At 70.6% G+C, this 24,619-nt stretch carries 22 protein-coding genes; 16 read left to right on the top strand and 6 right to left on the bottom strand.

The features are described 5' to 3' along the window. Window positions 1–54: 54 nt before the first annotated feature. The 3 genes from ACFYQ5_RS13765 to ACFYQ5_RS13755 are packed head-to-tail and all read right to left on the bottom strand — an operon-like array spanning window position 55 to window position 3,236. A complete protein-coding gene (locus ACFYQ5_RS13765; protein WP_389197209.1) occupies window positions 55–1,290 on the bottom strand; it encodes an amidohydrolase family protein in 1,236 nt (411 codons plus the stop codon). A gap of 54 nt (window positions 1,291–1,344) precedes the next feature. Then, the gene (locus ACFYQ5_RS13760) at window positions 1,345–1,812 is read right to left on the bottom strand and encodes a GAF domain-containing protein (protein ID WP_389197207.1); all 468 of its coding nucleotides are present in this window, start codon (window positions 1,810–1,812) and stop codon (window positions 1,345–1,347) included. Further along, window positions 1,809–3,236, bottom strand: coding sequence for an MFS transporter (locus tag ACFYQ5_RS13755; protein WP_389197205.1), 1,428 nt, complete (start codon window positions 3,234–3,236; stop codon window positions 1,809–1,811). The genes ACFYQ5_RS13760 and ACFYQ5_RS13755 overlap by 4 nt, the downstream gene beginning before the upstream one ends. 160 nt (window positions 3,237–3,396) lie before the next feature. Here ACFYQ5_RS13755 and ACFYQ5_RS13750 point away from each other — a divergent pair, with 160 nt between their 5' ends. Further along, a complete protein-coding gene (locus tag ACFYQ5_RS13750) occupies window positions 3,397–4,356 on the top strand; it encodes a MurR/RpiR family transcriptional regulator (RefSeq protein ID WP_389197203.1) in 960 nt (319 codons plus the stop codon). Between the two features lie 136 nt (window positions 4,357–4,492). Beyond that, window positions 4,493–5,332: a serine protease gene (locus ACFYQ5_RS13745; protein WP_389197201.1), complete on the top strand. Its 840-nt coding sequence runs from the start codon at window positions 4,493–4,495 to the stop codon at window positions 5,330–5,332. Window positions 5,333–5,582: 250 nt separating this feature from the next. Here the strand turns inward: ACFYQ5_RS13745 and ACFYQ5_RS13740 are convergent, their stop codons facing one another. Further along, window positions 5,583–7,208: an amidohydrolase family protein gene (locus ACFYQ5_RS13740; RefSeq protein WP_389197199.1), complete on the bottom strand. Its 1,626-nt coding sequence runs from the start codon at window positions 7,206–7,208 to the stop codon at window positions 5,583–5,585. A 43-nt stretch (window positions 7,209–7,251) separates the two neighbouring features. Then, window positions 7,252–8,553: an alanine racemase gene (locus ACFYQ5_RS13735; protein ID WP_389197197.1), complete on the bottom strand. Its 1,302-nt coding sequence runs from the start codon at window positions 8,551–8,553 to the stop codon at window positions 7,252–7,254. Between the two features lie 139 nt (window positions 8,554–8,692). On the opposite strand from ACFYQ5_RS13735, the gene ACFYQ5_RS13730 reads away from it, so the two are divergent. The 5 genes from ACFYQ5_RS13730 to ACFYQ5_RS13710 all read left to right on the top strand — a co-directional run bounded on the left by ACFYQ5_RS13730 (window position 8,693) and on the right by ACFYQ5_RS13710 (window position 13,949). Beyond that, complete coding sequence (locus tag ACFYQ5_RS13730; RefSeq protein ID WP_389197195.1) at window positions 8,693–9,748, top strand: sugar kinase; 1,056 nt, start codon at window positions 8,693–8,695, stop codon at window positions 9,746–9,748. Then, window positions 9,745–10,503: an IclR family transcriptional regulator gene (locus ACFYQ5_RS13725; RefSeq protein ID WP_389197193.1), complete on the top strand. Its 759-nt coding sequence runs from the start codon at window positions 9,745–9,747 to the stop codon at window positions 10,501–10,503. Before ACFYQ5_RS13730 ends, ACFYQ5_RS13725 begins: the two co-directional genes overlap by 4 nt. Window positions 10,504–10,509: 6 nt before the next feature. Then, complete coding sequence (locus ACFYQ5_RS13720) at window positions 10,510–10,920, top strand: RidA family protein (protein ID WP_389197191.1); 411 nt, start codon at window positions 10,510–10,512, stop codon at window positions 10,918–10,920. A 118-nt stretch (window positions 10,921–11,038) separates the two neighbouring features. After that, the gene (locus tag ACFYQ5_RS13715; RefSeq protein ID WP_389197189.1) at window positions 11,039–12,511 is read left to right on the top strand and encodes a GntP family permease; all 1,473 of its coding nucleotides are present in this window, start codon (window positions 11,039–11,041) and stop codon (window positions 12,509–12,511) included. 133 nt (window positions 12,512–12,644) lie between these two features. Then, complete coding sequence (locus ACFYQ5_RS13710) at window positions 12,645–13,949, top strand: Nramp family divalent metal transporter (RefSeq protein WP_389197187.1); 1,305 nt, start codon at window positions 12,645–12,647, stop codon at window positions 13,947–13,949. Window positions 13,950–14,024: 75 nt separating this feature from the next. Here ACFYQ5_RS13710 and ACFYQ5_RS13705 read toward each other — a convergent pair whose 3' ends face one another. Next, complete coding sequence (locus ACFYQ5_RS13705; protein WP_389197185.1) at window positions 14,025–15,758, bottom strand: chitinase; 1,734 nt, start codon at window positions 15,756–15,758, stop codon at window positions 14,025–14,027. A 546-nt stretch (window positions 15,759–16,304) separates the two neighbouring features. Here ACFYQ5_RS13705 and ACFYQ5_RS13700 point away from each other — a divergent pair. From ACFYQ5_RS13700 to ACFYQ5_RS13660, 9 genes are all read left to right on the top strand, one after another. Further along, a complete protein-coding gene (locus ACFYQ5_RS13700) occupies window positions 16,305–17,189 on the top strand; it encodes a hypothetical protein (protein ID WP_389197183.1) in 885 nt (294 codons plus the stop codon). A gap of 85 nt (window positions 17,190–17,274) precedes the next feature. Then, on the top strand, window positions 17,275–17,979 hold the full coding sequence (gene cpaB, locus ACFYQ5_RS13695) for a Flp pilus assembly protein CpaB (protein ID WP_389197181.1): 705 nt from the start codon (window positions 17,275–17,277) through the stop codon (window positions 17,977–17,979). A gap of 7 nt (window positions 17,980–17,986) precedes the next feature. Beyond that, on the top strand, window positions 17,987–19,261 hold the full coding sequence (locus ACFYQ5_RS13690; RefSeq protein WP_389197179.1) for a CpaE family protein: 1,275 nt from the start codon (window positions 17,987–17,989) through the stop codon (window positions 19,259–19,261). Continuing rightward, window positions 19,258–19,671 (top strand): TadE family protein, encoded by a 414-nt coding sequence (locus ACFYQ5_RS13685; protein WP_389197178.1) that lies wholly within the window; start codon window positions 19,258–19,260, stop codon window positions 19,669–19,671. The genes ACFYQ5_RS13690 and ACFYQ5_RS13685 overlap by 4 nt, the downstream gene beginning before the upstream one ends. Before the next feature lie 6 nt (window positions 19,672–19,677). Then, window positions 19,678–20,070, top strand: a complete 393-nt coding sequence (locus ACFYQ5_RS13680) for a TadE/TadG family type IV pilus assembly protein (protein WP_389197176.1) — start codon at window positions 19,678–19,680, stop codon at window positions 20,068–20,070. A 31-nt stretch (window positions 20,071–20,101) separates the two neighbouring features. Then, window positions 20,102–21,439: a CpaF family protein gene (locus ACFYQ5_RS13675; protein WP_389197174.1), complete on the top strand. Its 1,338-nt coding sequence runs from the start codon at window positions 20,102–20,104 to the stop codon at window positions 21,437–21,439. 10 nt (window positions 21,440–21,449) lie between these two features. Beyond that, window positions 21,450–22,385, top strand: a complete 936-nt coding sequence (locus tag ACFYQ5_RS13670; RefSeq protein WP_389197173.1) for a type II secretion system F family protein — start codon at window positions 21,450–21,452, stop codon at window positions 22,383–22,385. 17 nt (window positions 22,386–22,402) lie between these two features. After that, on the top strand, window positions 22,403–23,290 hold the full coding sequence (locus ACFYQ5_RS13665; RefSeq protein ID WP_389197171.1) for a DUF5936 domain-containing protein: 888 nt from the start codon (window positions 22,403–22,405) through the stop codon (window positions 23,288–23,290). Window positions 23,291–23,301: 11 nt separating this feature from the next. Further along, the gene (locus ACFYQ5_RS13660; protein ID WP_389197169.1) at window positions 23,302–24,615 is read left to right on the top strand and encodes a sensor histidine kinase; all 1,314 of its coding nucleotides are present in this window, start codon (window positions 23,302–23,304) and stop codon (window positions 24,613–24,615) included. Window positions 24,616–24,619 lie beyond the last annotated feature (4 nt).

The raw sequence follows: 24,619 nt of genomic DNA, 5'->3' as shown, positions 1-24,619 counted from the left end.
GCACAGGAGATACGGGGAACGCGGCCCTCGTGTGTCATGCGGCCGGCCCGCGTGTCACGCGGCGAGCGCCGCCCCCCGCTCCGCCGACACGACCGAGCCGCCCTGGACGACGCCCACCACATGGGCGGGGTCCGCCAGGAAGCCGATGTCCGTCAGCGGGTCGCCCCGCAGCACCACCAGGTCGGCGCGCGCGCCCGGCTCCAGGGTTCCGATCTCGCCCCGCATGCCGAGGAGTTCGGCGGCGGTGGAGGTGGCCGCGCGGATCACGTCGATCGGCTGCTGCACCTCGGCGCGGATACGGAACTCCTCGTTCTGGTGGCGGTGCATCCCGCCCAGGAGGTCGCTCCCGTACACGGTCCTGACTCCTCCCCGTACGGCCCTCTCCAGCGCCGCGAGGCCCTGTCCCAGCACCTCGTCCACCTTGCGGTGGCTGTCGGCGGGCAGCCCGAATTCGGGCCCCTCCTTCTTCAGCGCCCAGTAGGTCACCAGCGTCGGCACGAGGAACGCGTCGTACTCGGCGAACAGCCGTACGCTCTCGTCGTCCAGCAGGTTCCCGTGCTCGATCGAGCGGATACCGGCCCGCAGGGCCCGGTTGACCGCCCGCGCGGTGTAGGCGTGCGCGGCGACGTAACGGTTCGCGGCCTCGGCCTCCTCGACCACGGCGCGCAGCTCGTCCATGGAGTACTGGGTGGAGTCGATGCGGTCGGTGGGCGAGGCCACGCCCCCGGAGGCCATCACCTTGAGGTGGTGGGCGCCCTTGCGGAGCTCGTCGCGCGCCGCCGCCCGCACCGCGTCCACGCCGTCGGCCACCCTGCCGAGCCCCGCGCAGCAGGGGTGGTCGTCGCTGACCCGCGTGCCGCGGCCACGGCTGTCCCCGTGCCCGCCGGTCTGGCTGAGGGCGCGGCCGCAGAACATCAGCCGGGGCCCGCGCAGCAGCCCTTCCTCCTGGGCGTCGCACAGGCCGTAGTCGGCGCCGGAGGCGTCCCGCACGGTGGTGAATCCGCGGTCGAGCATCCCGCTCATGATCCGGGCGCTGTGGGCGGCGACGTAGCTGGGCGAGGAGGACGGCAGCGCGCCCAGATCGGCCGTGGAGGCCGTCACGTGGACATGGGCGTCTATCAGGCCCGGCAGGACGTGGGCGCCGGCCAGGTCGACGGTCCTGACGTCGTCGGGGGCGCTCAGCGCGGTGCCGGTCTCGACGATGCGCCCCTCGGCGCACCGAAGGTCGGCCTCCTGGTAGTCGCCGGTGGCCACGTCGAGCAGTCGGGCGTTGCGCAGCAGCAGGGACAAGGGGGGTCTCCTCGGTGAATCAGGTGGACGGGGGTGCGGGCGCGGGCACCGGCGTCAGTGGCCGGTGCTGTCCGCCCGCGCGGTGAAGGCGCGCAGGTCCGGCACCGCCCGGGACGCGAGGGCGCTCAGGGCCCGGACGGAGCCCTCGTCGTAACTGCCTTCGGTGTCCAGGACGTTGAGCATGCCCAGCGTGCGGCCGTCGTCCACGACGGGGACGTTGACCACCGCGCCGCAGCCGAGGTCGTCGATGGTCCGGTGGTCGGCGAAGACCTCGCGTACGGCGGCGCGGTCGGCTCCCAGGTAGGGCAGCTGCCGCGTGACGCACTGCTCCAGCCAGCCGCCGGACACCTCGACGGACTTCTCACCGCCGACCGGGTACGGGCCGGGGTGGCTGCTGTGGACGCGGTGCAGGACGCGGCGCTCGGGCAGCCAGGCGAGGACGGTGAAGAGGCGGACGCCCACCGTCGTGCGGATCTCCTGCTCCAGCGCGGGGAGCAGGCCGGTCGTGGACGTGTCGCTCATCGGGAGGTCACCTCGGTCGTGGTGGATGCGGAAGGGGGGCCGGACCGCGCCGGTGCGGGTTCGGTGAGCTCCTCCAGGGAGCGTCCGGCCGTGCGCACGCCGAACAGCACCGTGCAGATCACTCCGACCGCGAGCACGGCCGTGGTCAGACCGAACACACCGGCGAAGCCGAAGCTGGCGGAGGACACCCCGATGATCACCGGGGCGAGGATGGAGCCGACGCGGCCGAAGGCGCTGGACAGGCCCGTCCCGCTGGCCCTGATCCAGGTCGGGAAGACCTCGGGGGTGTAGGAGTAGACGCCCGCGTAGGTGCCGTTGAGGAAGAAGGAGAGCACCGCCCCCGCCAGGGTGATCGACACGGGGGTCGTGGTCTGGCTGAGCCAGAAGGCGCTGAGGGCCGAGCCGGTGAGATAGAGGGCGATCACGTTCTTGCGGTCGAGCCGCTCCGACAGCCAGGCCGCCGAGAAGTACCCGGGGATCTGCGCCAGATAGATGATGATCGAGAACTCGAAGCTCTTGGTGACGGTGATGCCGCGCTGGATCAGCAGGGTCGGGATCCAGGAGAAGAAGCCGTAGTACGAGAACGTGATCACGAACCAGATCAGCCAGGTGATCGCGGTGCGGCGGGCCATCCGGCCGGTCCAGAGGTACTTCAGCGCGGCGAACAGGCCGAGCGCCGGCCGGGACGGCGCGATCGCGGCCGCCGCCGTCGCGGGGTCCTGCGCCGGGACGGGAGGCAGCGGCTCACCGATGGCCTTCTCGACCTTGCGTTCGAGGTCGGAGACGACCCGTTCAGCAGCCGCGAGGTCTCCCCGGGCGATCAGATAGCGCGGTGATTCGGGCAGGGAACGCCGCCACCAGAGCAGCATCACCACGGGCAGGGCGGTGATCACCTGGGCGACCCGCCAGCCCTCGGGGACGGTCGGGACGACGAAGCGGCCGATGAGCGCGGCGGCGACGAAACCGAAGGAGAAGAACCCGGCGAGCGCCCCGACGAACCAGCCCCGGCGCGCGGCCGGCACGAACTCCGAGAGGAACGGGGCGATGATGGCGCTCTCCGCACCGGCCCCCGCCCCGGCCAGGATCCGGGCGCCGAGGAAGAGTTCGTAGGTGGGCGCGAAGGCGGCCACCAGGGAGAAGAAGGCGTAGAAGGCGAGCGCCCACATCATCACCTTGCGGCGGCCGATGCGGTCCCCCAGCAGTCCGGCGGCCACGGCCCCGAAGAGGAAGCCGAACGGCGAGGCGGAGCCGATGAGCCCGAGCGCGCCGTTGCTGAGGTCCCAGGCCTCCTGCGCGCTGGGCATCAGGAAGGCGACGACGGCCGAGTCCATCCCGTCGAACGTGTAGCCGAGGCCACCGATCAGGAGCAAGGCGTAATGGGGTTTGCTCAACGGCAACCGGTCGAGTCGGGCCAACAGCGTCATGCCGCACCTCCAAGTCTTCGAGTTGGAGGCAACGTAGTATGCAGAATCAAAAACCTGCAATGGTTGTTGCAGATTTTTCTGATCGTTACACCGGTAGCCTGGGCCGGAAACACGTCGGAGACCCGCCTCGCGGGGGCCGTGGCAACAGAGGGAGACCCCAGTGGCGGCAGCAGGACCCGACGCCGACATGGATGCCGAAGGCAACCACGGCCCCGAAGGTGAGCGGCTCGCCCACGACGCCGGTGACAGCTTCGAGGAGTGGCTGCGCGGCCGGCTCCCCGCCCGCGGCCTGCGCAGCAAGGGCACCGCCGTTCTGGACGTCCTCCTCACCCAGCCGCGACGCGCCTCGTTCGCCTCGACCGCCGAGCTGGCGTCCCTGGCCGGGGTGAACATCGCCACCGTCACGCGCACCGCCCAGGCTCTCGGCTTCGCCGGCTGGCCCGCACTTCAGCAGGGGCTGAGGGCACGCTACCTGTCCGCCCTCAGCGCCCCCGACGTCGCCGCCGAGCACCATGCGACGGACGGCGTGGCGGACGCGTCGCTGCGCCGCGACCTCGACAGTGTCGCCCTGCTCACCCGGCGCCTCGACGGCGGCGCCATACGCCGGGTCGCCGAAGCGGTGGCGGCCGCCCGGCACACGGTCGTGGTCGCCGACGGCAGTTACGCGGCGACCGGGATCGCCTTCGCGCACAACGCCCGGCTGGCCGGCTACCGCGTCACCGCGATCACCGGGGGTGACGCCCAACTCGCCAACGTCATCTCCGACATGACGGACGAGGACGCGCTCGTCGCCATCAGTTTCTGGCGGCTCTACGCGAGCACGGTCCTGGCGGCCGGGGAGGCGCACCACCGGGGCGCCAAGGTCTTCGCCCTCACGGACGCGGCGAGCCCGGCGCTCACCGAGGCGGCGGACGAGGTCGTTCTCGTGCCGGCCGAAGGCGTGTCCTTCTTCCCCTCGCTCACGGCCGGCACCGCGGTGGTGCAGGCCGTCGTCGCGGAGCTCGCCGCCATCGATCCCGAGCGGACCCGCCGTGCCATCGAGGCCGCCGAGGCCCAGTGGGACCGCTTCGGTCTGCTGCACCGCCGCCCCCGGCCGCGCAACGGGGCCCCGGAGCGTTAGGCGCGCGCCGGCCGGGCGGTCGGCGGCGTCTCGGCTTGATTTCGCCCCTTGTGGGGCCTCTCTTCGTACGCAAGCATGCACATGTCAAAAACCGGAGGAACTCCGGTCGCAGACGTATACGGAGGGGACCCCCCACATGAAGAAGCCTCTCATCGGCGCCCTTTTCGCCGCCCTGTTCCTCGGCGCGGGCATCGCGCCCGCGACCGCGGCCACCGGCCAGGACACCGCCGAGGTCCGGGTGAAGGCGGTCGGCCTCGCCGGGACGGTCGCGCTCAGCAACTGTTCCGGCTCCGTCGTCAGGGCGCCGTCCTCGCTGCCCGGCGACCCGGCCCTCGTGCTGTCCAACGGGCACTGCCTGGAAGCGGGTTTCCCCGATCCGGGTGAGGTCGTGCTCGACCGGGCCTCGACCCGGAGCTTCACCCTGCTGAACGCCGCGGGCAGCGGTGTCGGCACCCTGCGCGCCGAGAAGGTCGCGTACGGGACCATGACGGACACGGACGTCTCGCTCTACCAGCTCACCAGCACGTACGCCCAGATCGAGGGCGGCTACGGCATCGAGGCGCTGGAACTCGACGCCGGACGCCCGGCGCAGGGCACCGCGATCACGGTCGCCTCGGGCTACTGGAAGCGCACCTACAGCTGTGACATCGACGGGTTCGCCTACCGGCTGAAGGAAGGCGCCTGGACGTGGAAGGACTCGGTCCGTTACACCTCCGCGTGCCGGACCGTCGGCGGCACGTCCGGGTCCCCCGTGATCGACGACGCGACCGGCAAGGTGGTCGCCGTCAACAACACCGGTAACGAGGACGGGCAGCGGTGCACGGACAACAACCCGTGCGAGGTCGACGAGAACGGCACCGTCACCGTCCGCGCGGGCATCAACTACGCCCAGCAGACCTACGGCATCGTGCCGTGCATCGGCAGCGGCAACCGGATCGACCTCGACCGGGCCGGCTGCGCGCTGCCCAAACCGTGACCCGGGACGCCGCCCCCGAGCCCTGCAGGATCCTGCCCGGCGGTCGGCAGGATCCTGCCTCGCGCAGCCGCCCCTCGCCCGTGTCCCGGCTGAGTGTCAGGCCCCGCAGCCGTGGCGATTCCCCTGCGCCGAGGGCCGTGACCGGAACCATGACGGCCCCGCCGGTCTGTGCCGTCGAGGTCTCCTCCGGTCTGCGGGCCGCCGCCGCACGGGCGTCTTCCGGTGCGGCCCCGGCAGGATCCGGCCGTCCTCAGCCCCCGGCGGCGCGGCCCGTGCCCCGTACCGCCCGGCCCGCCAGGACGGAGGTCCGCGTGCCGTCCTCGATGACGAAGCGGCCGTCGATCAGGACGTGCGGGACGCCCACCGGGAGGGTGCGTGGCTCGTCGAAGGTCGAGCCGGCCGCCACGGTGGCCGGGTCGAAGAGGACCAGGTCGGCGCGGTAGCCCTCGCGGACGTATCCACGGTCGGGCAGGCGCAGACGGGCGGCCGGACGGGAGGTGAGGTGGGCGACGCACTCCTCCAGCGAGAGGATGCCCAGCTCCCGGACGTACCGGCCGAGGTACTGGGGGAACGTGCCGTACGCGCGGGGGTGGGGCTTGTCGCCCTGGAGGATGCCGTCGCTGCCGCCGGTGTGCACCCGGTGGCGCATGATCTGCCGCACGTTCTCCTCGTGGCCGACGTGCTGGAGGATCGTGGTGCCCAGCCGGTCCTCGGTGAGCAGCCGACGGGCCGTCACCCAGGGCTCCTCGCCGCGCAGCCGGGCGGACTCGGCCACCGTACGGCCGACGTAGCCGGACAGGTCCGGGGAGCCGACGCCGGAGATCTCGATGGTGCCCCACTCGATCGGGACGCCGTGGCAGCCGTCGGAGCCCAGGACCTCCAGGTGGTGGCGGATCCGCTCCGACGTCGCCTCGTCCGCGAGCCGGGTCAGGATCGACTCGGGTCCGCCCTCGCTCGACCAGCTGGGCAGCATCGCGACGAGGGTCGTGCAGCCGGGGGTGTACGGATAGGTGTCGAGCGAGATGTCCGCGCCGGCCGCGAGGGCGTCGTCCAGGAGGGCGAGGAGGTCGGGGGCCTTGCCCTTGTTCACGCCGAAGTTCATGGTGGCGTGCGCGAGATGGAGGGCGCAGCCGGCGTCGCGGGTGAGCTGGACCATCTCCTCGTAGGCGTCGAGTGCCCCCGCGCCGTACGAGCGGTGATGCGGGCAGTAGTAGCCGTCGTGCGCCGCCACCACCCGGCACAGTTCGGTGAGTTCGGCGTCCTTCGCGTACATCCCGGGGGTGTACGTCAGGCCGGAGGACATCCCGACGGCGCCCTCGGCCATGCCCTGGGCGACGAGCTCCTTCATGCGGTCCAGCTCGGTGTCGGTGGCGGGGCGGTCGTCCCAGCCGACGGCGAGCATCCGGACCGTGCCCTGCGGGATGAGGTAGGCGGCGTTGACGGCGATGCCCTGGCCGCCGAAGTTGCGGTCGAGGCGGTCCAGGTAGCCGCCGACGGTGCGCCAGTCGAAGTCGATGTCGCTGCCGTCGCCGTTCCAGCCGGCGATGGACCGGCGGACCTCGGCGAGGGTGCGGTCGTCGGCGGGGGCGTACGACAGGCCGTCCTGGCCGAGGACTTCCAGGGTGACGCCCTGGGCGGCCTTCGCGCTGTGGTCGGGATCGCGCAGCAGCGCGAGGTCGCTGTGCGCGTGCATGTCGATGAAGCCCGGTGAGAGCGCGAGGCCGTCGGCGTCCAGGGTGCGGGCGGCGTCGGGGCGGGGGCCGTCGCCCTCCGTGCGGATCTCGGTGATCCGGCCGTCCGTGATGCCTACGTCGGCGCGGTAGGAGGGGGCGCCGGTGCCGTCGACGACGGATGCGTTGCGAATGACCAGGTCCATGTGTGGCTCGCCTTTCAGGGGCGGGGAACGGAGCCCGTAGGGATCAGAAGAAGGTGCGGAGGTAGTCGGTGACGGTGCCGTCCGCCTCCACGAGCGGGATCAGCTGCCACTTGTCGAAGGAGGTGCAGGGGTGCGAGAGCCCCATGCCGATCCAGTCGCCGACCTCCAGCTCGGCGCCCGCTTCCGTACGTACCCAGCCGTGCTGGTCGGACAGCCCGCTGACGGTGATGCCGGTGGCCGGACGCACCGAGCCGTCGCGCGCGGAGCGGACGACCTGCGCCTCGGGGAGGTCCAGGTCGTAGGCGGCGTCGCGCTTCCCGGCGTTGACGAAGGCCTGCTCGGGGGTGGGGCGGGAGACGACCTGGGCCCAGAGACGGAAGGCCGGCTGCAGCGCGCCCTCCTCGGGGATCCGGTTGAAGGGGGTGAGGTGGCGGTAGTGGCCGTCGTCGTGGCTGACGTACGCGCCGGAGCGCAGCAGCTTGAGGACCGGCCGGCTCAGCGCGGGGATCTCGGCGAAGACATCGGCGACCGCGTCGAACCACGCGCTGCCGCCCGCGCTGACCAGGATCTCCTCGTCGTCGGCCAGCGCCGTGAAGCGGCCGGCCGCGTCGAGGTCCGTGGCCAGCGCGACGAGCCGGCGCAGCCACTCCCGGACCCGCGCGGGGGAGGCGTCCGGCACCTCGCCCTCGTAACCGGCGACGCCCACCAGACGCAGGGTGGACGCGGCGGCCACGGCGTCGGCGACCGCCGCGCAGTCGGCCTCGGTGCGGGCGCCGGTGCGGGCGCCCGCACCGGCGCCCAGCTCCACCACGACGTCGACGGGGCGCACGGCACCCGCCGCCCGCAGGGCCTCGTCCATCAGCTCGACGCCGCGCACGGAGTCCACGTAACAGGCGAACGTGAAGTCCGGGTCGGCGTCCAGCTCGCCGGCCAGCCAGCGCAGCGCCACCGCGTCGACCAGCTCGTTGGCCAGGAAGATCCGCCGGATGCCGTAGGCGCGGTACACCCGGGCCTGGTGGGGGACGGCCGCGGTGATGCCCCAGGCGCCGTACTCCAGCTGACGGGCGAAGAGCTGCGGGGACATCGACGTCTTGCCGTGCGGTGCGAACGCCAGGCCGTGCCGCTCCGCGTACGTCTCCAGCAGAGCGAGGTTCACCTCGACCGACTCGGCGGACAGGGCCAGCACCGGGGTGGTGAAGCCGCCCGTGAAGAGGTTGCGGCGCTCGGCCGCCAGCGCGCCCACGGTCAGCCCCTCCGCGTCGGGTGGTAGCGCCTTGAAGCGGTGGTCGACCCGCTCGCCGGCGAGTGCCGTCACGGACTGTTCGGGGGACTGCTCGGCGGCCAAGGGGGTCTCCTCGGAGTACGTAGTCGTTGCATTCTCTGCAACAGGCGTTGCGTATATCGCTCAAGGCTGTCTAACATCCGAGCCGATGCCGGGTCAATGGTGAGCACCGGCGCCCACGGCCGACCATGAGGAGCCCAGAGTGTCCGGATCCGCAGCCAGGACAGCCACCGCGGACGTCGTCTGCCTCGGCGAGTCCATGGTGACGTTCCTGCCCTCGCAGCCGGGCCGCCTCGCCGACGTCCCCTCCTTCGGCCGCGGCATCGGCGGCGCCGAGTCCAACGTCGCCTGCGCGCTCGCCGCCGCGGGCCACCGTGCGAAATGGGTCGGGCGGGTCGGCGCCGACGGCTTCGGCGACCACCTCGTCGACGCGATCGCGGCGTACGGGGTCGACACCTCCGCCGTACGCCGCGACCCGGCCCGCCCCACCGGCATCTACTTCCGCACGGCGGCGGACCGGGCCACCGACACCCACGAGGTGGCGTACTACCGGGCCGGATCCGCGGCATCCGCGATGTCTCCGCGCAACGTCCCGTACGAGGACCTCCTCGCCTCCCGTGTCCTGCACCTCTCCGGCATCACCGCCGCGCTCTCCGCCGACTGCCTGGCACTCCTCCACGACCTCACCGCCCCCCGCGACGGCCGCCCGCTGATCTCCTTCGACGTCAACCACCGCCCCGGCCTGTGGCGCGACGCCGAGGCCGGCCCGGAGGTCCTGCTCGCCCTCGCCCGTCGCTGCGACCTCGTCTTCGTCGGCGAGGACGAGGCGGAGGAGGCCTGGGGCGTCCACGGCGCCGAAGCGATCCGCGCGGCCCTGCCGGAGCCGGACGTCCTGGTCGTCAAGCGGGGCGCGGAAGGCGTCACGGTCTTCTCGCGCACCGGTGGCGCGGCGGAGGACACCGTCACCACCGTCCCCTCCCTCCACGTCGATGTCGTCGCCGCCGTCGGAGCGGGTGACGCCTTCGCCGCCGGCTTCCTCTCCGCCACCCTGCGCGACCTGCCCGTACGCGACCGCGTCCGGCACGGCCACCTCATGGCCGCCGCCGTCCTCACCGTCCCCGGCGACCTCACCGGCCCCCCGTCCCGCGCCCACGCCGACCGGCTGGCCGCCCTGGACGACGACGCCTGGGGCACACTTCGTCTCGGCCCCGGCTGGACAGCCGCCACCGGGGCGAACGAGGAGGTACGCGTCACATGAGCCAGACCGTCGACCGCGCGCTGAGCATCCTGCCGCTGCTCGCCCGGGGCCCCGCCGACCTCGGCCAGGTCGCCGAACGGCTCGGTGTCCACAAGTCCACGGCGCTGCGCCTGCTCCGTACCCTCCACGAGCACGGGCTCGTCTACCGCCAGGACGACCAGCGCTACCGCCTCGGCGCCCGGCTCTTCGCGCTCGCGCAGGAAGCCGTCGAGAACCTCGACGTGCGCGAGATCGCCCACAGCCACCTCGTCGCGCTCAACGAGCAGTGCGGGCACACCGTCCACCTCGCGGTGTACGAGGAGAACGAGGTCCTCTACATCGACAAGGTCGAGAGCCGCTACCCCGTCCGGATGTACTCACGGATCGGCAAACCCGTCGCGATCACCGTCGCCGCGGTCGCCAAGCTGCTCCTCGCCGACCTCACCGAGCCCGAGCGGCGCGCGATCGCCGAACGGCTCGACTACCCCATGTACACGTCCCGTTCGACCCCGAACGCCGGCGCCTTCCTCAAGGAACTCGCCGGCGTACGCGAACAGGGCTGGGCCACCGACCTCGGCGGCCACGAGGAGTCCATCAACTGTGTCGGCGCACCCATCCGGGGCGCGGACGGCCGGGTCGTCGCCGCCATGTCGGTGTCCGCGCCGAACGTGGTCGTCACGGCCGAGGAACTCCTCACCCTGCTCCCGCTGGTGCGCCGCACCGCGGACACCATCAGCCGGGAGTACTCCGGCACCGCCCCCACCAAGAAAGCCTGAACCGTCATGACCGAGAAGACCGCTCTCACCCCCAGCACCCACACCGTGCCGCCCGCCAAGTTCTCGCACGGCGTGAGGAAGGGGAACATCCTCCAGGTCGCCGGTCAGGTCGGCTTCCTGCCCGCCGTGGAGGGCCAGGCCCCCACCCCGGCCGGCCCGACGCTGCGCGAGCAGACCCTGCAGACCTTCGCCAACGTCAAGGCGATCCTGGAGGAGGGCGGCGCGAGCTGGGACGACGTGATGATGACGCGCGTCTACCTCACGGACGTCGACCACTTCGCCGAGATGAACGCGATCTACAACGAGTACTTCGAGGAGCAGGGCCTCACGGCCCCCGCCTCCGCCCGTACGACGGTGTACGTCGGCCTGCCCGAGGGACTGCTCATCGAGATCGACGCCCTCGCGGTCCTCGGCTGATCCCTCAGCCTCTCGCACCCCCCACAGCAGGCACGGCGCCCCACCCCTTCCCTCGAGGGGCGCCGTGCCGCGCTTCCCCCTGCCCGAAGGGCCCCGTCACCAACGGAGTTGACCGCTCATGCTGCTCGCCGCCACCCCCGCCGTCGAGGCGCCACCCCACACCGGGGGGCTGCTCCTCCTGATCGGCGGGACCCCCGGTCTGCTGACCGTCGCCGTCCTCGGGATCGCGCTCCTGCTCTTCCTGATCATCAAGGTCAGGCTGCAGCCGTTCGTCGCACTGCTCGCCGTGTCCATAGCCGTCGGCCTGGGTGCCGGTCTCTCCGTCACCGAACTCTTCGGCACGGTCCAGAAGTCGGCCGCCGTCTCCGTCATCGAATCCGGCATGGGCGGCATCCTCGGACACGTCGCGATCATCATCGGCCTCGGCACGATGCTCGGCGCGATCCTGGAGGTGTCCGGCGGCGCGGAGGTGCTGAGCGCCCGCCTGCTGAATCTCTTCGGCGAGAAGCGCGCCCCGCTCGCCATGGGCCTCACCGGCCTCATCTTCGGTATCCCGGTCTTCTTCGACGTCGGCATCTTCGTCCTCGCGCCGATCGTGTACGCCGCGGCCAAACGTTCCGGCAAGTCGGTCGTCCTCTACGCGATGCCCCTGCTGGCCGGCCTCTCCATGACCCACGCGTTCCTGCCGCCGCACCCCGGACCGGTCGCCGCCGCGGGCCTGTTCAACGTCTCCCTCGGCTGGGTCATCCTGATGGGCGCCGTCGTCGGCATCCCGTCCGTCCTCGCCGCCTGGGGCTACGCCGCCTGGATCGGCAAGCGCGTCTTCGTCGACGTACCGCAGGACATGGTCGAGGCGGCAGCGGAGTCCAAGGCCGCGGTCGCCGCCGAACAGCGCGCCGCCGGCGTCACCCCGCACGAGCGGCCCGTCGCGCTCGGCACCGTACTCGCGATCATCGGCACCCCGCTCATCCTCATCCTGGCAGCGACGTTCTCCTCCATCGCGCTGGACCCGTCGACCCTGCGCTCCGTCGTCGAGTTCTTCGGCAACCCCTTCGTCGCGCTGACGATCGCCCTGCTCCTCGCCTACTACCTGCTGGGCATCCGGCGCGGCTGGTCCCGCAAGTCCCTCGAGTCGGTCTCCACGGCCTCGCTGAAGCCGGTCGGCAACATCCTGCTGGTCGTCGGCGCGGGCGGGATCTTCGGAGCCGTGCTGAAGGGCAGCGGCATCGCCGACGCGCTCGCCGACACCTTCAACGACGTCGGCCTGCCGGTCATCCTGCTCGCCTGGCTGATCTCCGTCGTCCTGCGGGTCGCGCAGGGCTCGGCGACGGTCGCGATCGTCACCACCGCCGGCATCGTCGTGCCGCTGGTCGAGGGCCAGGGCATGTCGCAGCCGCACCTGGCGCTGATCATCATGGCGATCTCGGCGGGCTCCATCTTCGCCTCGCACGTCAACGACGGCGGATTCTGGATGGTCTCGAAGTACTTCGGCATCTCCGAGCGCGACACCCTCAAGACCTGGACGGTCCTGGAGACGGTCCTCTCGGTGGCCGGCTTCGTGGTCGCCGCCGCGCTGAGCCTGGTGATCTAGACCGATCCAGACCGGCGCCTGCCCGATCAGGCCGGGTACGTCCGGCCTGGTCGGGACGCCTCACGCGGCGCGGAGCAAGGCAATATGACGCGCCCCCTTGTGCGATCCGGTGCGATGCGCTTCGTTGATCGACATGGCGGAGACAAGCAAGATCACAGGGGTGGCGGAGCCCGGCTCCCAGCCGCGTAAATCCAGTTGGCGTTACATCGGGCCCGGCATCGTCGTCGCGGCCACCGGCGTCGGAGCGGGCGACCTGGTCGCCACGCTCATCGCGGGCAGCAAATTCGGCTACACCCTCATGTGGGCCGCCGTGATCGGCTGCCTGGTCAAGATCTCCCTCGCGGAGGCCGTGGGCCGCTGGCACCTGGCGACGGGCCGCACCCTCTTCGACGGCTGGCGCACCCTCGGCGGGTGGACCACGGGCTACTTCGCCGTGTACGTCGTCATCTGGGGCTTCGTGTACGGCGCGACGGCCATGTCCTCCAGCGCCCTGCCCATCGTGGCGCTCTTCCCCGACGGGCCCGGCCTGAAGACCTGGGCGATCATCACCGGGCTGATCGGCCTGGTCTTCGTCTGGTTCAACCAGTACGCCGTCTTCGAGAAGGTCATGACGGTCCTCATCGGCGTCATGTTCGTCGTGGTGGTCTACGTCGCGATCCGGGTGTCGCCGGACATCGGCGCCTCCTTCGCGGGGCTGCTCCCCGTCCTCCCGGACGGCTCGCTGGTCTACACCCTCGGGCTGATCGGCGGGGTCGGCGGCACGATCACCATGGCGGCGTACGGGTACTGGGTCAACGCCAAGGGGTGGTCCGACAGCTCCTGGATGAAGGTGATGCGGATCGACAACCGGGTCGCCTACATCACGACCGGCATCTTCGTCGTCGCGATGCTCATCGTCGGCGCGGAGCTGCTGCACTCCTCGCAGATCGCGCTGACGAAGGGTGATCAGGGGCTGATCGACCTCGGCACGATCCTGGAGGAACGCTTCGGGACGGGCACGGCGAAGCTGTTCCTGGTCGGCTTCTTCGCGGCGTCGTTCTCCTCGCTCATCGGTGTGTGGCACGGCGTGAGCCTGATGTTCGCCGACTTCGTGGAGCGGATCCGGGCTGCTCGCGGTGCCACGGGCGAGGAGAAGGCGACCAGCGAGACGGTCGGCCGGCAGGAGCGGTCCGTGCCCTTCCGGGCGTATCTGCTCTGGCTGACCTTCCCGCCGATGACGCTGCTGTGGCTGGACGAACCCTTCGGTCTGGTCATCGGCTACGGCGTCCTGGGCGCGTTCTTCATGCCGTTCCTGGCTCTGACCCTGCTGTGGCTGCTCAACTCGTCCCGCACGCCGAGGGAATGGCGCAACGGCTGGCTGAGCAACGGGATGCTGGGCGCCGCGGGACTGCTGTTCATCGTGCTGTGCGTCAAGCAGGTGATCGACCTGCCCTGGTGATGGCGGCGTACGCGGCAGCGCCGCCGGGGGAGCGGCGGCGCTGCCGGAACTCCGGCCCCGATGGGGTGACGGGGCCTACGGGAGCCCGTGGACGTGCGGGCCCACCGCGTTCGACCAGGCGTTGCCGGCCGTGGCGTCCCAGTTCGTGGACCAGGTCATCGCGCCGCGCAGGTCCGGGTAGGTCCTGGAGGGCTTGAACGAGCCGCAGTTCGTGCCCTTGGCCAGGCAGTCCAGGGCCGCGTTCACGACGGACGGGGCGACGTAGCCGCTGCCCGCGCCGCGGGTGGAGGCGGGGACGCCGAGGCCGACCTGGGACGGGGCGAGGCCGCCCTCCAGCTGGATGCAGGCGAGCGCGGTGAGGAAGTCCACCGAGCCCTGCGAGTAGACCTTGCCGTCGCAGCCCAGCATCGAGCCGCTGTTGTAGTACTGCATGTTGACGACGGTCAGGATGTCCTTGATGTTGAGCGCCGTCTTGAAGTACTCACCGGAGGTCGACTGCATGTCGATCGTCTGCGGCGCCATCGTGATGACGAGCCCGGGGACCGCCTTCGACGACAGGGAACGCAGCGCCTTCGTCATGTAGGTGGAGTCGAGGCCGTTCTCGAGGTCGATGTCGACGCCGTTGAAGCCGTACTCCTGGATGAGCGCGTACACCGAGTCGGCGAAGGCGGTGGCGGAGGCGTCGCTGTTGACGGCGACTGCACCCTTCTCGCCGCCCACGGAGATGATGACGTTCTTGCCGGCGGCCTGCTTGGCCTTGATGTCGGCCTTGAACTGGTCGACGGTGTAGCCGTTCAGCCCCGCCGAGTCCAGGTTGAAGGTGACGGCTCCGGGCGTGGCCGTGGCGTCCGCGAAGGAGACGGCGATGATGTCGTAGTTCGCGGGGACGTCGCTGAGCTTCTGGACGGCGGCGCCGTTGTCGAAGTTCTGCCAGTACCCGGTCACCGCGTGCTTCGGCACCGAGGTCTCCGGGCCGGGGCCCGGGTCGGTGGCCTTCGCCGTACGGCCGCTGACGGTGGCGGACCTGACGGACTCCCCGGCGGCGTTGGTCGCGCTGACGGAGAACTGGTACGCGGTGTCCGCGGCCAGCCCGGTCACCGTCGCGGAGGTGCCGGTGGAGGTGGTCGCCTTCGCGCCGTCCCGGTAGACGGTGTAGCCGGTCGCGCCGGAGACCGCGTTCCAGGTGAGGGGGACGGAGGAGGCGGTCGCCGTACCGACGGCCAGCCCGGCGGGGGCCCCGGGGATCGCGGGCTCCGGATCCGTGCCACCGCCGCCGTCGGGCCCGGTGACCTGCACGTCGTCCGCGACGTAGGCGGCCTGGCCGTACCAGCCGTGGGTGTAGACGGTCACCGAGGTGGTGGAGGGGCCGGTGGTGAAGCCGGTCCTGAGCTGGGTCCAGCCGCTGGATCCGGGGGACCAGGTGGAGACGTCCGTCGTCCCGGTACCGCTCGCCCCGAGATAGGCGTAACCGCCCTGCACCCAGGAGCTGAGCGTGTAGGTGGAGCCGGGCTTCACGGCCACGGTCTGCGTGCACCTGGCGTTGTCCTGCCCGGCCGGGGTGGCCTTGAGCGCGGAGGTGCCGCCGTGCACGGGGGAGGAGACGGTGGTGCCACTGCCGCCGGAACAGGTCCAGTCGGCGAGCCCGGACTCGAATCCGGCGTTCCTGGCCACATTGACGTCGGCCGCCTGTGCGGTGCTGACGAGCCCGGTGACGCCCAGCGCCCCCGCCGCGACGACGGCGACCGCCCCGCCGAGGACAGTCCGGACCCGGCGCCTTCTGTGCCTGCTGGTGCCTGCGGAGCGTTCCACTTGCTGCCTCCGGTGGGGGAGTTGGGGGGTGCTGGCGGAAACGGTGGCCACCGTTGGCCGATAAGCTGGTCCAGACCAATCGAGTTGTCAAGACCTCTGGTGAGGCGGATGCGTACCGCGAGGCGAGCCCGGGGCGTGAGCCGGGCCGACCGTTCACCTTCGGGTGATCGCTCCCGGGCTCTCGAGCGAGCGCACCCGGACGGGTGACTCGGTCGCGATACTCCGGACGTGACCGAGTGGATATCCACGGGGGTCCGTAAATGCGGCCGATGCTCGTCCTGACGTGGGCAGTTGAATTCACGCGGATTTCAAACCAGGTCCGCCGAAGTAACTCTGTGCAGTCGTACAGGAGTTAACGACCAGTCCTTTCGTCCGATTTCGTACGGAGGCGATGTGCCCGTGTGTGCCCCATGTCTTCGTACTGGGTTCCGATATCTGTTCTCTGCCTGGTATGACGTGGCTAAAGTGCTGGGGAAGAAGCATGGAGCAGGAGCGATTGCGGCCGGAGTCACCCCAGACGACGGCCGGAGCCGAACGGGGAAGAGCGTGCCCACCGCAATAGCAGTGACCAGTGCTGATCTGGTGCTACCGCCGACCGATCAGCAGACGCCCACGGCGGCCCTGCTGCAGGCGCCCGAAGCCCAGCCGCTGGACCTTGCGATCGGTGACATGCACCTGCTTCTGGAGCAGCACGGTCATGTGATCGCGGTCTGTCCCACGGGTATCAGCCCCGCCCATGAACGCAGACTGCACGCCATCCGTTCGGTCCTGGAGAGCGACCGCATCGCCCTGCTCAAGGTGGACCTTCCTCCACTGGGCGTGGCGGTGCTCGTACGGCAGCTGAGACAGCTGTCCATCTGCGATTTCAGCCCCGGAGTGGTGGCCTCGGCGGCCAGGCTGCTCACCCACTACATCCACGCCGGAGCCCTGCTGAACTCGGTGGCGAGGTTCGACCGGGTCCCTGTCAGCCTCAGGACGCATGCGAAGTCCTGGGTCCCCGGCTCCATGTTCGCCGTACTCGCCGGCCCCAGCCCGCAGCTCGTCGAGGTCGGTCCGGCCGTCGAACCTCCGGCCGGACCGTCGTACGCCTCGAACCTGTTGATCGCCAAGGGACAGCTGACATCCCAGTGGGTCCAGCAGACCCTCGCCCCGGCATGGGGCGTACAGGCCGTGCAGGAGTGCGCGCTGCCATCCGGTTCGCCGCGTTGGTGGGGGACGGGGAAGCTCGTCGAATTCGCCTCCTTCCTCCCGGACATCTCCGTGATCTATCAACTCGTTTCCTCCGTACGACGGGAAAAGTGCCACTGGTGCGGAATGGAGCTCATCGGCGACCGTTGCGGGTTCTGCTCCTCCCCCCTGGCACCGCCGGAGAACCGAATGCACCCCGCGGGTGTCCTGAGCCAGGGAGCGCCCGCGCCGCCGAGCTCCTAGCGCACGCAGGGCTCTGCGGACACCCCGCGCATCCCCTCTCTGTCCGCTGCTCCACGCATCCGATTCGAACGAGGTTGTCCGGCCCATGAACTCCCGCCAGCGCCGCGGCGTGATACTCCTGCTCCTGTCGGTCCTGTGTGCCTTCGGCGCCTTCGCCGGGGTGCTCTCGGTGATCAGTGACGTCAACTCGAAGGTCGGACCCGAGGTCGACGCCTACCGGCTCAGGACGGACGTGGCCCCGTACACGGCGTTGTCCGCCGGTCAGTTCGAGAAGGTCGCCATGCCCGAACGCTGGCTGTCGGACAACGCCGTCACGGAGATCGACGAGATCGACGGCAAGATCGCCGTCACCGAACTGCAGAAGGGGTCCCTGATGCAGTCCGACATGATGGTGAAGAGCCCGGAACTCAGGCCCGGTGAGCAGGAGATCGCCATCATGATCGACGCCGCGACGGGGGTGGCGGGCAAGATCCGGCCGAACGACAAGGTGAACATCTACGCCACCTTCGCGGGCGAGCAGGACGGCGAGGTGTCCCAGTCCAAGGTCATCGTCTCCAACGCCAAGGTCCTCGACGTCGGTGAACTGACCGCACTGGAACCGAGGAAGGACGACCGGAACCAGGCCTCCGAGGCCGTGCCGATCACCTTCGCGCTCAACACCCTCGACACCCAGCGCGTGGCCTACGCCGAGTCCTTCGCCCAGCACGTACGCCTCGCACTGATCGCTCCCGGCAGCGACGGCACCATCCGCCCGGGCGACCGGACCTACACGCTCGACAACGACAAGTGAGGATGGGATGACCACCAGAATCCTCCCCGCAGTCGGTGATGCCGACGCGGCCAGGTCCGTGACCACCCTGCTCAGCCAGCTCCCCGACGCCGAACCGGCAGCTCCGGTCGGTGACTCGACGCAGCTCATCGACACGCTCGCCCGCCTTGCCGGGGAGTCCGTCGAGGAGCTGCCCGAGGTCGTCCTCGTGCACGAACGGATCGGACCGGTGCCCGCACTGGAACTGATCCGGGAGGTTTCCCTTCGCTTCCCCGCCGTGGGAGTCGTGCTGATCACCGCCGACGCGAGCCCCGGACTCTTCGCCGCGTCGATGGACGCGGGAGCACGGGGCCTGGCCCCCCTCCCCCTGAGTTACGAGGAACTCGCCAACCGGGTACAGGCCGCCGCGCAGTGGTCCACGGGCGTACGGCGCCACCTCGGTTCGGGGGCCGACGTGTTCACCGGTCCCGGGGGAACGGTGATCACGGTCACCGGAGCCAAGGGCGGAGTCGGGGCGACCGTCACCGCCGTACAGCTGGCCCTGGCCGCGCAGGCCTCCGGGCACACGGCCGCGCTCGTCGACCTGGACCTCCAGACCGGCGACATCGCCGCCTATCTCGACGTGCAGTTCCGGCGGTCCGTCGTCGACCTGGCGGCGATCGCCGACATTTCCCCGCGGGTCCTCTCCGACGCCGTCTTCTCGCACGAGACGGGCCTGGCGTTGCTGCTGGCGCCCGGGGAGGGCGAACGCGGGGAAGAGGTCAGCGACCGCGCCGCCCGCCAGATCGTCAGCGCCCTGCGCTCGCGCTACGAGGTCGTCGTCATCGACTGCGGAAGCCAGATGAACGGCGCCAACGCCGCGGCGATCGAGATGGCCGACACCGCTGTGCTGGTGACGACACCGGACGTCATCGCCGTGCGTGGCGCCAAGCGCATCGTCCGGATGTGGGACCGGCTCCAGATCCGTAAGGCCGAGGACACGGTCACCCTCGTCAACCGCTTCAACCGCAACACGGAGATCCAGCCCGCCCTGATCCAGCGGATCACCGGGACCCGGATGGCGGGCACGGCGGTACCGGCGAACTTCAAGGATCTCCAGGGGGCGGTGGATTCGGGGCGCATGCATGAGCTGGACCCGCGCTCCTCCGTGAAACAGGCCCTCTGGGCCCTGGCGGGAGAGCTCGGACTCGTGAAGCCTTCTCCGGTGACGGAGTCGCGCGGCGGCATGCTGCGCGGCGACAGGGGCTCGATCGGGGGCCGTCGGCACAAGGGCGGCACGACCGGCGGGGGAGGCCGGCAATGACGAGGGACGCGGGAGAGCCAGGCCGGATACGGACATGGCTGAGACGCGACGGCGGACAGCTGAGCGTCGAGTTCACCGGGATGGTGCCCATCATCCTGGTGACCCTGGTGCTGCTCTGGCAGGCGGTGCTGGTGGGGTACACGTTCACCCTGGCGAGCGGCGCGGCCGACGAGGGCGTGCGCAAGGCCGTCGCCTCGGGCGCCTGGGACCGCCGGACCGGCTGCGAGGCCGCCGTGTACGAACGGCTCCCCGGTGCTTGGGAGGGCTCCGCGCGGATCGACTGCGGTACCGAGGGAGCCGACATGGTCAAGGTCACCATCAGGCTGGAGGCCCCCGTCCTCTTCCCGGGCTTCGCCGACCTCCCCATCCCCGTCACGGCAACGGCCGGCGCCGCCGCGGAAGGGAAGTGACCCGTCATGGCACCCCCACGCATCCCCCGTGCGGCCGGCCGACAGGGCAACGGCCGGGACCGCGGCTCGACCGCCATCGAGTACCTGGGCTTCCTTCCCCTCCTCATCCTGATCGCCCTCGCCGGCATTCAGCTCGGTCTGATCGCCTACACCGCGCAGCAGGCGGGCACCGCGGCGAGGGCCGCCGCGCGTACCGCTGCGCAGGAGGACGTGGCCGGGTCCTACGAACGGGTCGGAAGGGCGTCCATGACCGGCTGGGTCGCCGAGCGGGCCCAGATCTCGCCGCCGGCCCGAGGCGACGCGGTCACGGTGAAGGTCACGGTCGACATCCCGGACGTCCTGCTCGGTCTGCTCGGTGACCGGACCGTCGAGAAGTCCGCCACCATGCCCCGCGACTGAGCGCACCCATCCGATCCGAGGAGTACCACCCATGAGTCTGCGGGCACGCATCACCGCCCCCGAGGAGCGCGGAGGGGGGCGGGAGGACGGCCATCTGGTCGCCACCTACCGCGCGAAGCTCCTCGAGGAGATCGACCTCGCGGAGATGTCCTCGCTGGCCGCAGCCGACCGCCGGGCCCGGCTGGAACGCGTGCTGGGCCACATCATCAGCCGCGAGGGCCCGGTCCTCTCCACCGTCGAACGCTCCCAGCTCATCCGCCGGGTCGTCGACGAGGCACTCGGGCTCGGCGTCCTCGAACCACTGCTGGAGGACGCCTCCATCACCGAGATCATGGTCAACGGGCCCGACCAGATCTTCGTCGAACGGGCGGGCAGGGTCGAGCAGCTGCCGATGCGCTTCGCCAGCCACGAGCAGCTCATGCAGACGATCGAACGCATCGTCTCCACGGTCAACCGCCGGGTGGACGAGGCCAACCCGATGGTCGACGCCCGCCTGCCCAGCGGTGAGCGCGTCAACGTCATCATTCCGCCGCTCTCGCTCACGGGCGCGACGCTCACGATCCGGCGCTTCCCCAGGTCCTTCTCCCTCCAGGAGATGATCGGCTTCGGTTCGCTGGACCAGCAGATGCTGTTGCTGCTCGCCGGCCTCGTCCAGGCCAAGTTCAACGTGATCGTCTCCGGTGCCACGGGTACGGGGAAGACCACCCTGCTCAACGCGCTCTCCGGACTTATCCCCGAAGCCGAACGCATCGTCACCATCGAGGACTCCGCCGAGCTCCAGCTCCAGCAGGGCCATGTGATCAGGCTCGAGAGCCGCCCCGCGAACGTGGAGGGAAAGGGCCAGGTCACCATCCGCGACCTGGTGCGCAACTCCCTGCGTATGCGCCCCGACCGCATCGTCGTCGGTGAGGTCCGGGGCGGGGAATCTCTCGACATGCTCCAGGCGATGTCGACCGGGCACGACGGTTCGCTGGCCACCGTCCACGCCAACAGCGCGGAGGACGCGCTGATGCGTCTCCAGACCCTCGCGTCGATGTCCGAGATCAAGATCCCCTTCGAAGCTCTGCACGACCAGATCAACAGCGCCGTGGACGTGATCGTCCAGCTGACCCGGCACGCCGACGGCACCAGGAAAGTCACCGAGATCGCGGTGCTGGACTCGCACGGGCGTGATCCCTACCGGATCGTCACCGTGGCGCGGTTCAACGCCCGGCCGATGGGCACCGACGGTGTGATCCACGGTGAGTTCCAGGCCCTCCCGCTCCCGCGTCGTATCGCCGACCGGCTCCACATGGCCGGACAGCCGATCCCCCAGGCCTTCGGGGTCGCTCCGTCAGACGAATACCTCGCCACCCGAGAGGCCAGATAGGTACCCCGACATGGACAACCTCGCACCGCTCACCATCGGTGTCTCGCTGCTGTGCTGCGTACTCGGCGTCCTGGGCCTGCACGCGTACACCTCGGGCAAGGCCCAGCGCGAAGCGCTCGTCGACCGGCTCTCCTCGACCGGGCAGATCGAGAGGGGCCCGCAGCGCCGTTTCCGGAGCCTCGACCGCCGGCTGCGCCGCACGAAACCGGGCAGGAGGATCGAGCTGAAGCTCACGGCCACCGGTCTCGACGTCACCCCGGGCGAATACCTCGTCTACGTCGTGGCCTCGGTAGCGGCCCTGTGGCTGATCGCCGCCTCCGTCCTGGCCTCGTTCTTCGGCCCGCTCGCCGGTCTCGCCGGGATCTGGGGCGCCAACACCTTCCTGAACTGGCACCGCACCAAGCGCACCGAGGCCTTCATCAGTCAGCTGCCGGAGATCTCCAGGGTTCTGGCCAACGCCACCCAGGCCGGGCTCTCCCTGCGTACGTCCATCGCCATGGCCGCCGATGAACTCGAAGCGCCCGCAGGCGACGAACTCCGCATCGTCGCGGACCAGCTGGGAGTGGGCCGCACGCTCGACGACGCACTGGACGAGCTCGCCACCCGTCTGCCGTCCCGCGAACTGGTCGTACTCGTCGCCACTCTGATCCTCTCCAACCGGGCCGGCGGCCAGGTGGTGTCCTCGCTGCGCAACCTCACCATCACCCTGGAGGAGCGCAAGGAGACCAGGCGCGAGGTCCGCACCCAGCTCTCGCAGATCAACGCCACCGCGTACGCCGTCCCGGCCATCGGTGTCGGTGCCATGCTCCTCGTCAACGCGATCCTCCCCGGTGCGCTCGACCGGATGACGGGATCGGTCGTCGGCCAGATCGTCGTCATCGTCTCGCTCGGGCTCTACGCCGTCGGGTTCGTTGCCATCCGCCGCATTTCCAAGATCGATATCTGAGGAGGGGACCGACCGATATGGAACTGCTGCTCGCCCTCGTGGTCGGCCTCAGTGTGTTCGGCGTCTTCAAGGGCGTACGGATGTACCGGGCCGAGGCCACCCTCCCCGGCGACCTCGCCCTCGCCCTGGAAGTGGGCTCGACCCGCACCACCGCGGTGGGCTCCGGCCTCGACCGGCTCGGCATGCGCTGGGCGCCACTCGTGCTCCGCCTGATGGGAACGAAGAAGGTCAACGAGAAGCGCCGCAAGATCGACATGGCGGGCAACCCCGGCGGACTCACCATCGACCGCTACGCCGCCCGCCGGGCCGTCTACAGCGCCCTCGGGGGGCTCACCGCCTTCGTGATGCTCACCAGCGGCCAGTTCTTCATGGCGCTCCTCATGATCGCCTTCGGCCTCTACTGGGGCGAGGTCGGCATCTGGGCCGCAGTCCGCAAACGCAGGGACGACATCGACCGCACGCTTCCCGACTTCCTGGACGTCCTCGCCGTCGTCGTCTCCGCCGGACTCGGCTTCCGGCAGGCACTGGACCGGGTGTCGGAGAAGTACAAGGGCCCGTGGGCCGACGAACTGCGCATCACCCTGCGCCAGATGGACATGGGCATCAGCCGCCGCCAGGCCTTCGACGAGCTGCGCAAACGCAACGACTCCGAACAGGTCGCCATGTTCGTCACCGCACTTCAGCAGGGTGAGGAGCTCGGGGCGCCGATCGTGGACACCCTCATCGCCATCGCGAACGACATGCGCCGCACCGACGCGCAGAACGCCCGGCGCAAGGCGGCCAAGGCGGTCCCCAAGGCCACCCTGATGGTGACCACGTTCATGATCCCGGCGACCGTGCTCCTCGTGGGCGCCGCCATGCTGCTCGGGTCCGGTACCGACTTCGGATCCCTGACGGGGGAGTGAGCGGCCGGCCGATGACCATCTCCCTGCAGCCGGGACCGGAACCCACGGACTCCCGTCACACCCTGTCCACCCCGGTGGGCCCCGCACCTACGGTGTCCATCCAGGTCAACGCCCTCCAGGCGTTGGCCCGGCAGGTGTTCCTCTTCCGGCTCGCCATGATCGCCATCGGCACCCCGCAGGCGCTCGGCAACAGCGCTCCCGGACTCGCCGGCTGGCTGGTGGGATCGGCCGTCCTGGTGACGTTCGTCGGCTCGTACGCCCTCTACCGCGACTGGGAACGCTTCGGGCCGCTCCTCGTGCGCTACCCGCTGCTGCTGGGCGTGGACACGGTCTTCGGCGCGCTGCTCCTGTTCACCGCGACCCCCGAGTCGACCCTCGGCTACGCGGTCGTCTGCACCCCGCTCCTGGCCGGACTGCTCTACGGCTGGCGGGTCGCCGGCATCTTCGCCGCCGTGCAGAGCCTGATCCTTGCCGTGGCCTACGGCGTCGACAACCACGCCCGGTCGAGTCTGGCCGACGTACTCCTCCTCCCCGGCTTCTGCGTCCTCGCGGGAGCCGTCGGAGTCGCCCTGCGCAATCTGATGCTCCGCGTCGGTGCGGCCAGCCAGGCCTTGACCGAGACCCGGGCCCGCCTCGCCGTCAGCGTGGCCGTCGAGGACGAACGCGCCCGGCTGGCCCGAGAAATGCACGACTCCGTCGCCAAGACCCTGCACGGCCTGGCCCTGGCAGCCGACGGTCTGGCCCGCTCCTCGGACCGGATGGACCCGCTCACCGTCAGACACCAGGCAGAACTGGTAGCCAGGTCCGCTCGCCGGGCCGCCGCCGAATCCCGCGAACTCCTCTCCGACCTGCGCCGCGAGTCCGGTCTGGACGGCGGTGTGGACCTGATGGCCGAACTCCGCGCCAGAGCGGAGGACTTCACCCGGCGCCACGGCATGAACACCGTGTTCCGGACCCTCGGTGAGACGCCCGTGCCCCTGGTCCCCCAGGTCGTCGCCAGGCAGCTGCTCACCGTCGCCTCCGAAGCGATGGAGAACGCCAACCGGCACGCCCACCCCACGTACCTCGTCGTCCTCGCGGGCATCAAGGGCGATGTCCTGCGCGTCAGCGTCTACGACGACGGACAGGGCCTTCCCACGGGCACCACGCTCGACGACCTGAAGCGCGCCGGCCACTTCGGACTCGTCGGCATGGTCGAACGCGCGGCCTCCATCGGCGCCCGCATCCGTATCGGCAAGGGACAGGCGGCCAAGGGCACCGAGGTCCGCGTGGACCTGCCGACCGCCGCACTCACCCCGGCCCGGACAGGGGCCACGGATCCGTGACCGC

This window comes from Streptomyces sp. NPDC005794 (assembly GCF_042871445.1).
In the GTDB taxonomy this organism is placed as follows: Bacteria; Actinomycetota; Actinomycetes; order Streptomycetales; family Streptomycetaceae; genus Streptomyces.
This window is presented reverse-complemented; position numbering and strand designations above follow the sequence as displayed.

Bases quoted from the DNA above. Each gene is read 5' to 3' on its own strand.
- ACFYQ5_RS13760 (WP_389197207.1), bottom strand. From the start codon at position 1,812: ATGAGCGACACGTCCACGACCGGCCTGCTCCCCGCGCTGGAGCAGGAG.
- ACFYQ5_RS13755 (WP_389197205.1), bottom strand. From the start codon at position 3,236: ATGACGCTGTTGGCCCGACTCGACCGGTTGCCGTTGAGCAAACCCCAT.
- ACFYQ5_RS13745 (WP_389197201.1), top strand. From the start codon at position 4,493: ATGAAGAAGCCTCTCATCGGCGCCCTTTTCGCCGCCCTGTTCCTCGGC.
- ACFYQ5_RS13740 (WP_389197199.1), bottom strand. From the start codon at position 7,208: ATGGACCTGGTCATTCGCAACGCATCCGTCGTCGACGGCACCGGCGCC.
- ACFYQ5_RS13725 (WP_389197193.1), top strand. From the start codon at position 9,745: ATGAGCCAGACCGTCGACCGCGCGCTGAGCATCCTGCCGCTGCTCGCC.
- ACFYQ5_RS13720 (WP_389197191.1), top strand. From the start codon at position 10,510: ATGACCGAGAAGACCGCTCTCACCCCCAGCACCCACACCGTGCCGCCC.
- ACFYQ5_RS13715 (WP_389197189.1), top strand. From the start codon at position 11,039: ATGCTGCTCGCCGCCACCCCCGCCGTCGAGGCGCCACCCCACACCGGG.
- ACFYQ5_RS13710 (WP_389197187.1), top strand. From the start codon at position 12,645: ATGGCGGAGACAAGCAAGATCACAGGGGTGGCGGAGCCCGGCTCCCAG.
- cpaB (WP_389197181.1), top strand. From the start codon at position 17,275: ATGAACTCCCGCCAGCGCCGCGGCGTGATACTCCTGCTCCTGTCGGTC.
- ACFYQ5_RS13690 (WP_389197179.1), top strand. From the start codon at position 17,987: ATGACCACCAGAATCCTCCCCGCAGTCGGTGATGCCGACGCGGCCAGG.
- ACFYQ5_RS13685 (WP_389197178.1), top strand. From the start codon at position 19,258: ATGACGAGGGACGCGGGAGAGCCAGGCCGGATACGGACATGGCTGAGA.
- ACFYQ5_RS13680 (WP_389197176.1), top strand. From the start codon at position 19,678: ATGGCACCCCCACGCATCCCCCGTGCGGCCGGCCGACAGGGCAACGGC.
- ACFYQ5_RS13675 (WP_389197174.1), top strand. From the start codon at position 20,102: ATGAGTCTGCGGGCACGCATCACCGCCCCCGAGGAGCGCGGAGGGGGG.
- ACFYQ5_RS13670 (WP_389197173.1), top strand. From the start codon at position 21,450: ATGGACAACCTCGCACCGCTCACCATCGGTGTCTCGCTGCTGTGCTGC.
- ACFYQ5_RS13665 (WP_389197171.1), top strand. From the start codon at position 22,403: ATGGAACTGCTGCTCGCCCTCGTGGTCGGCCTCAGTGTGTTCGGCGTC.
- ACFYQ5_RS13660 (WP_389197169.1), top strand. From the start codon at position 23,302: ATGACCATCTCCCTGCAGCCGGGACCGGAACCCACGGACTCCCGTCAC.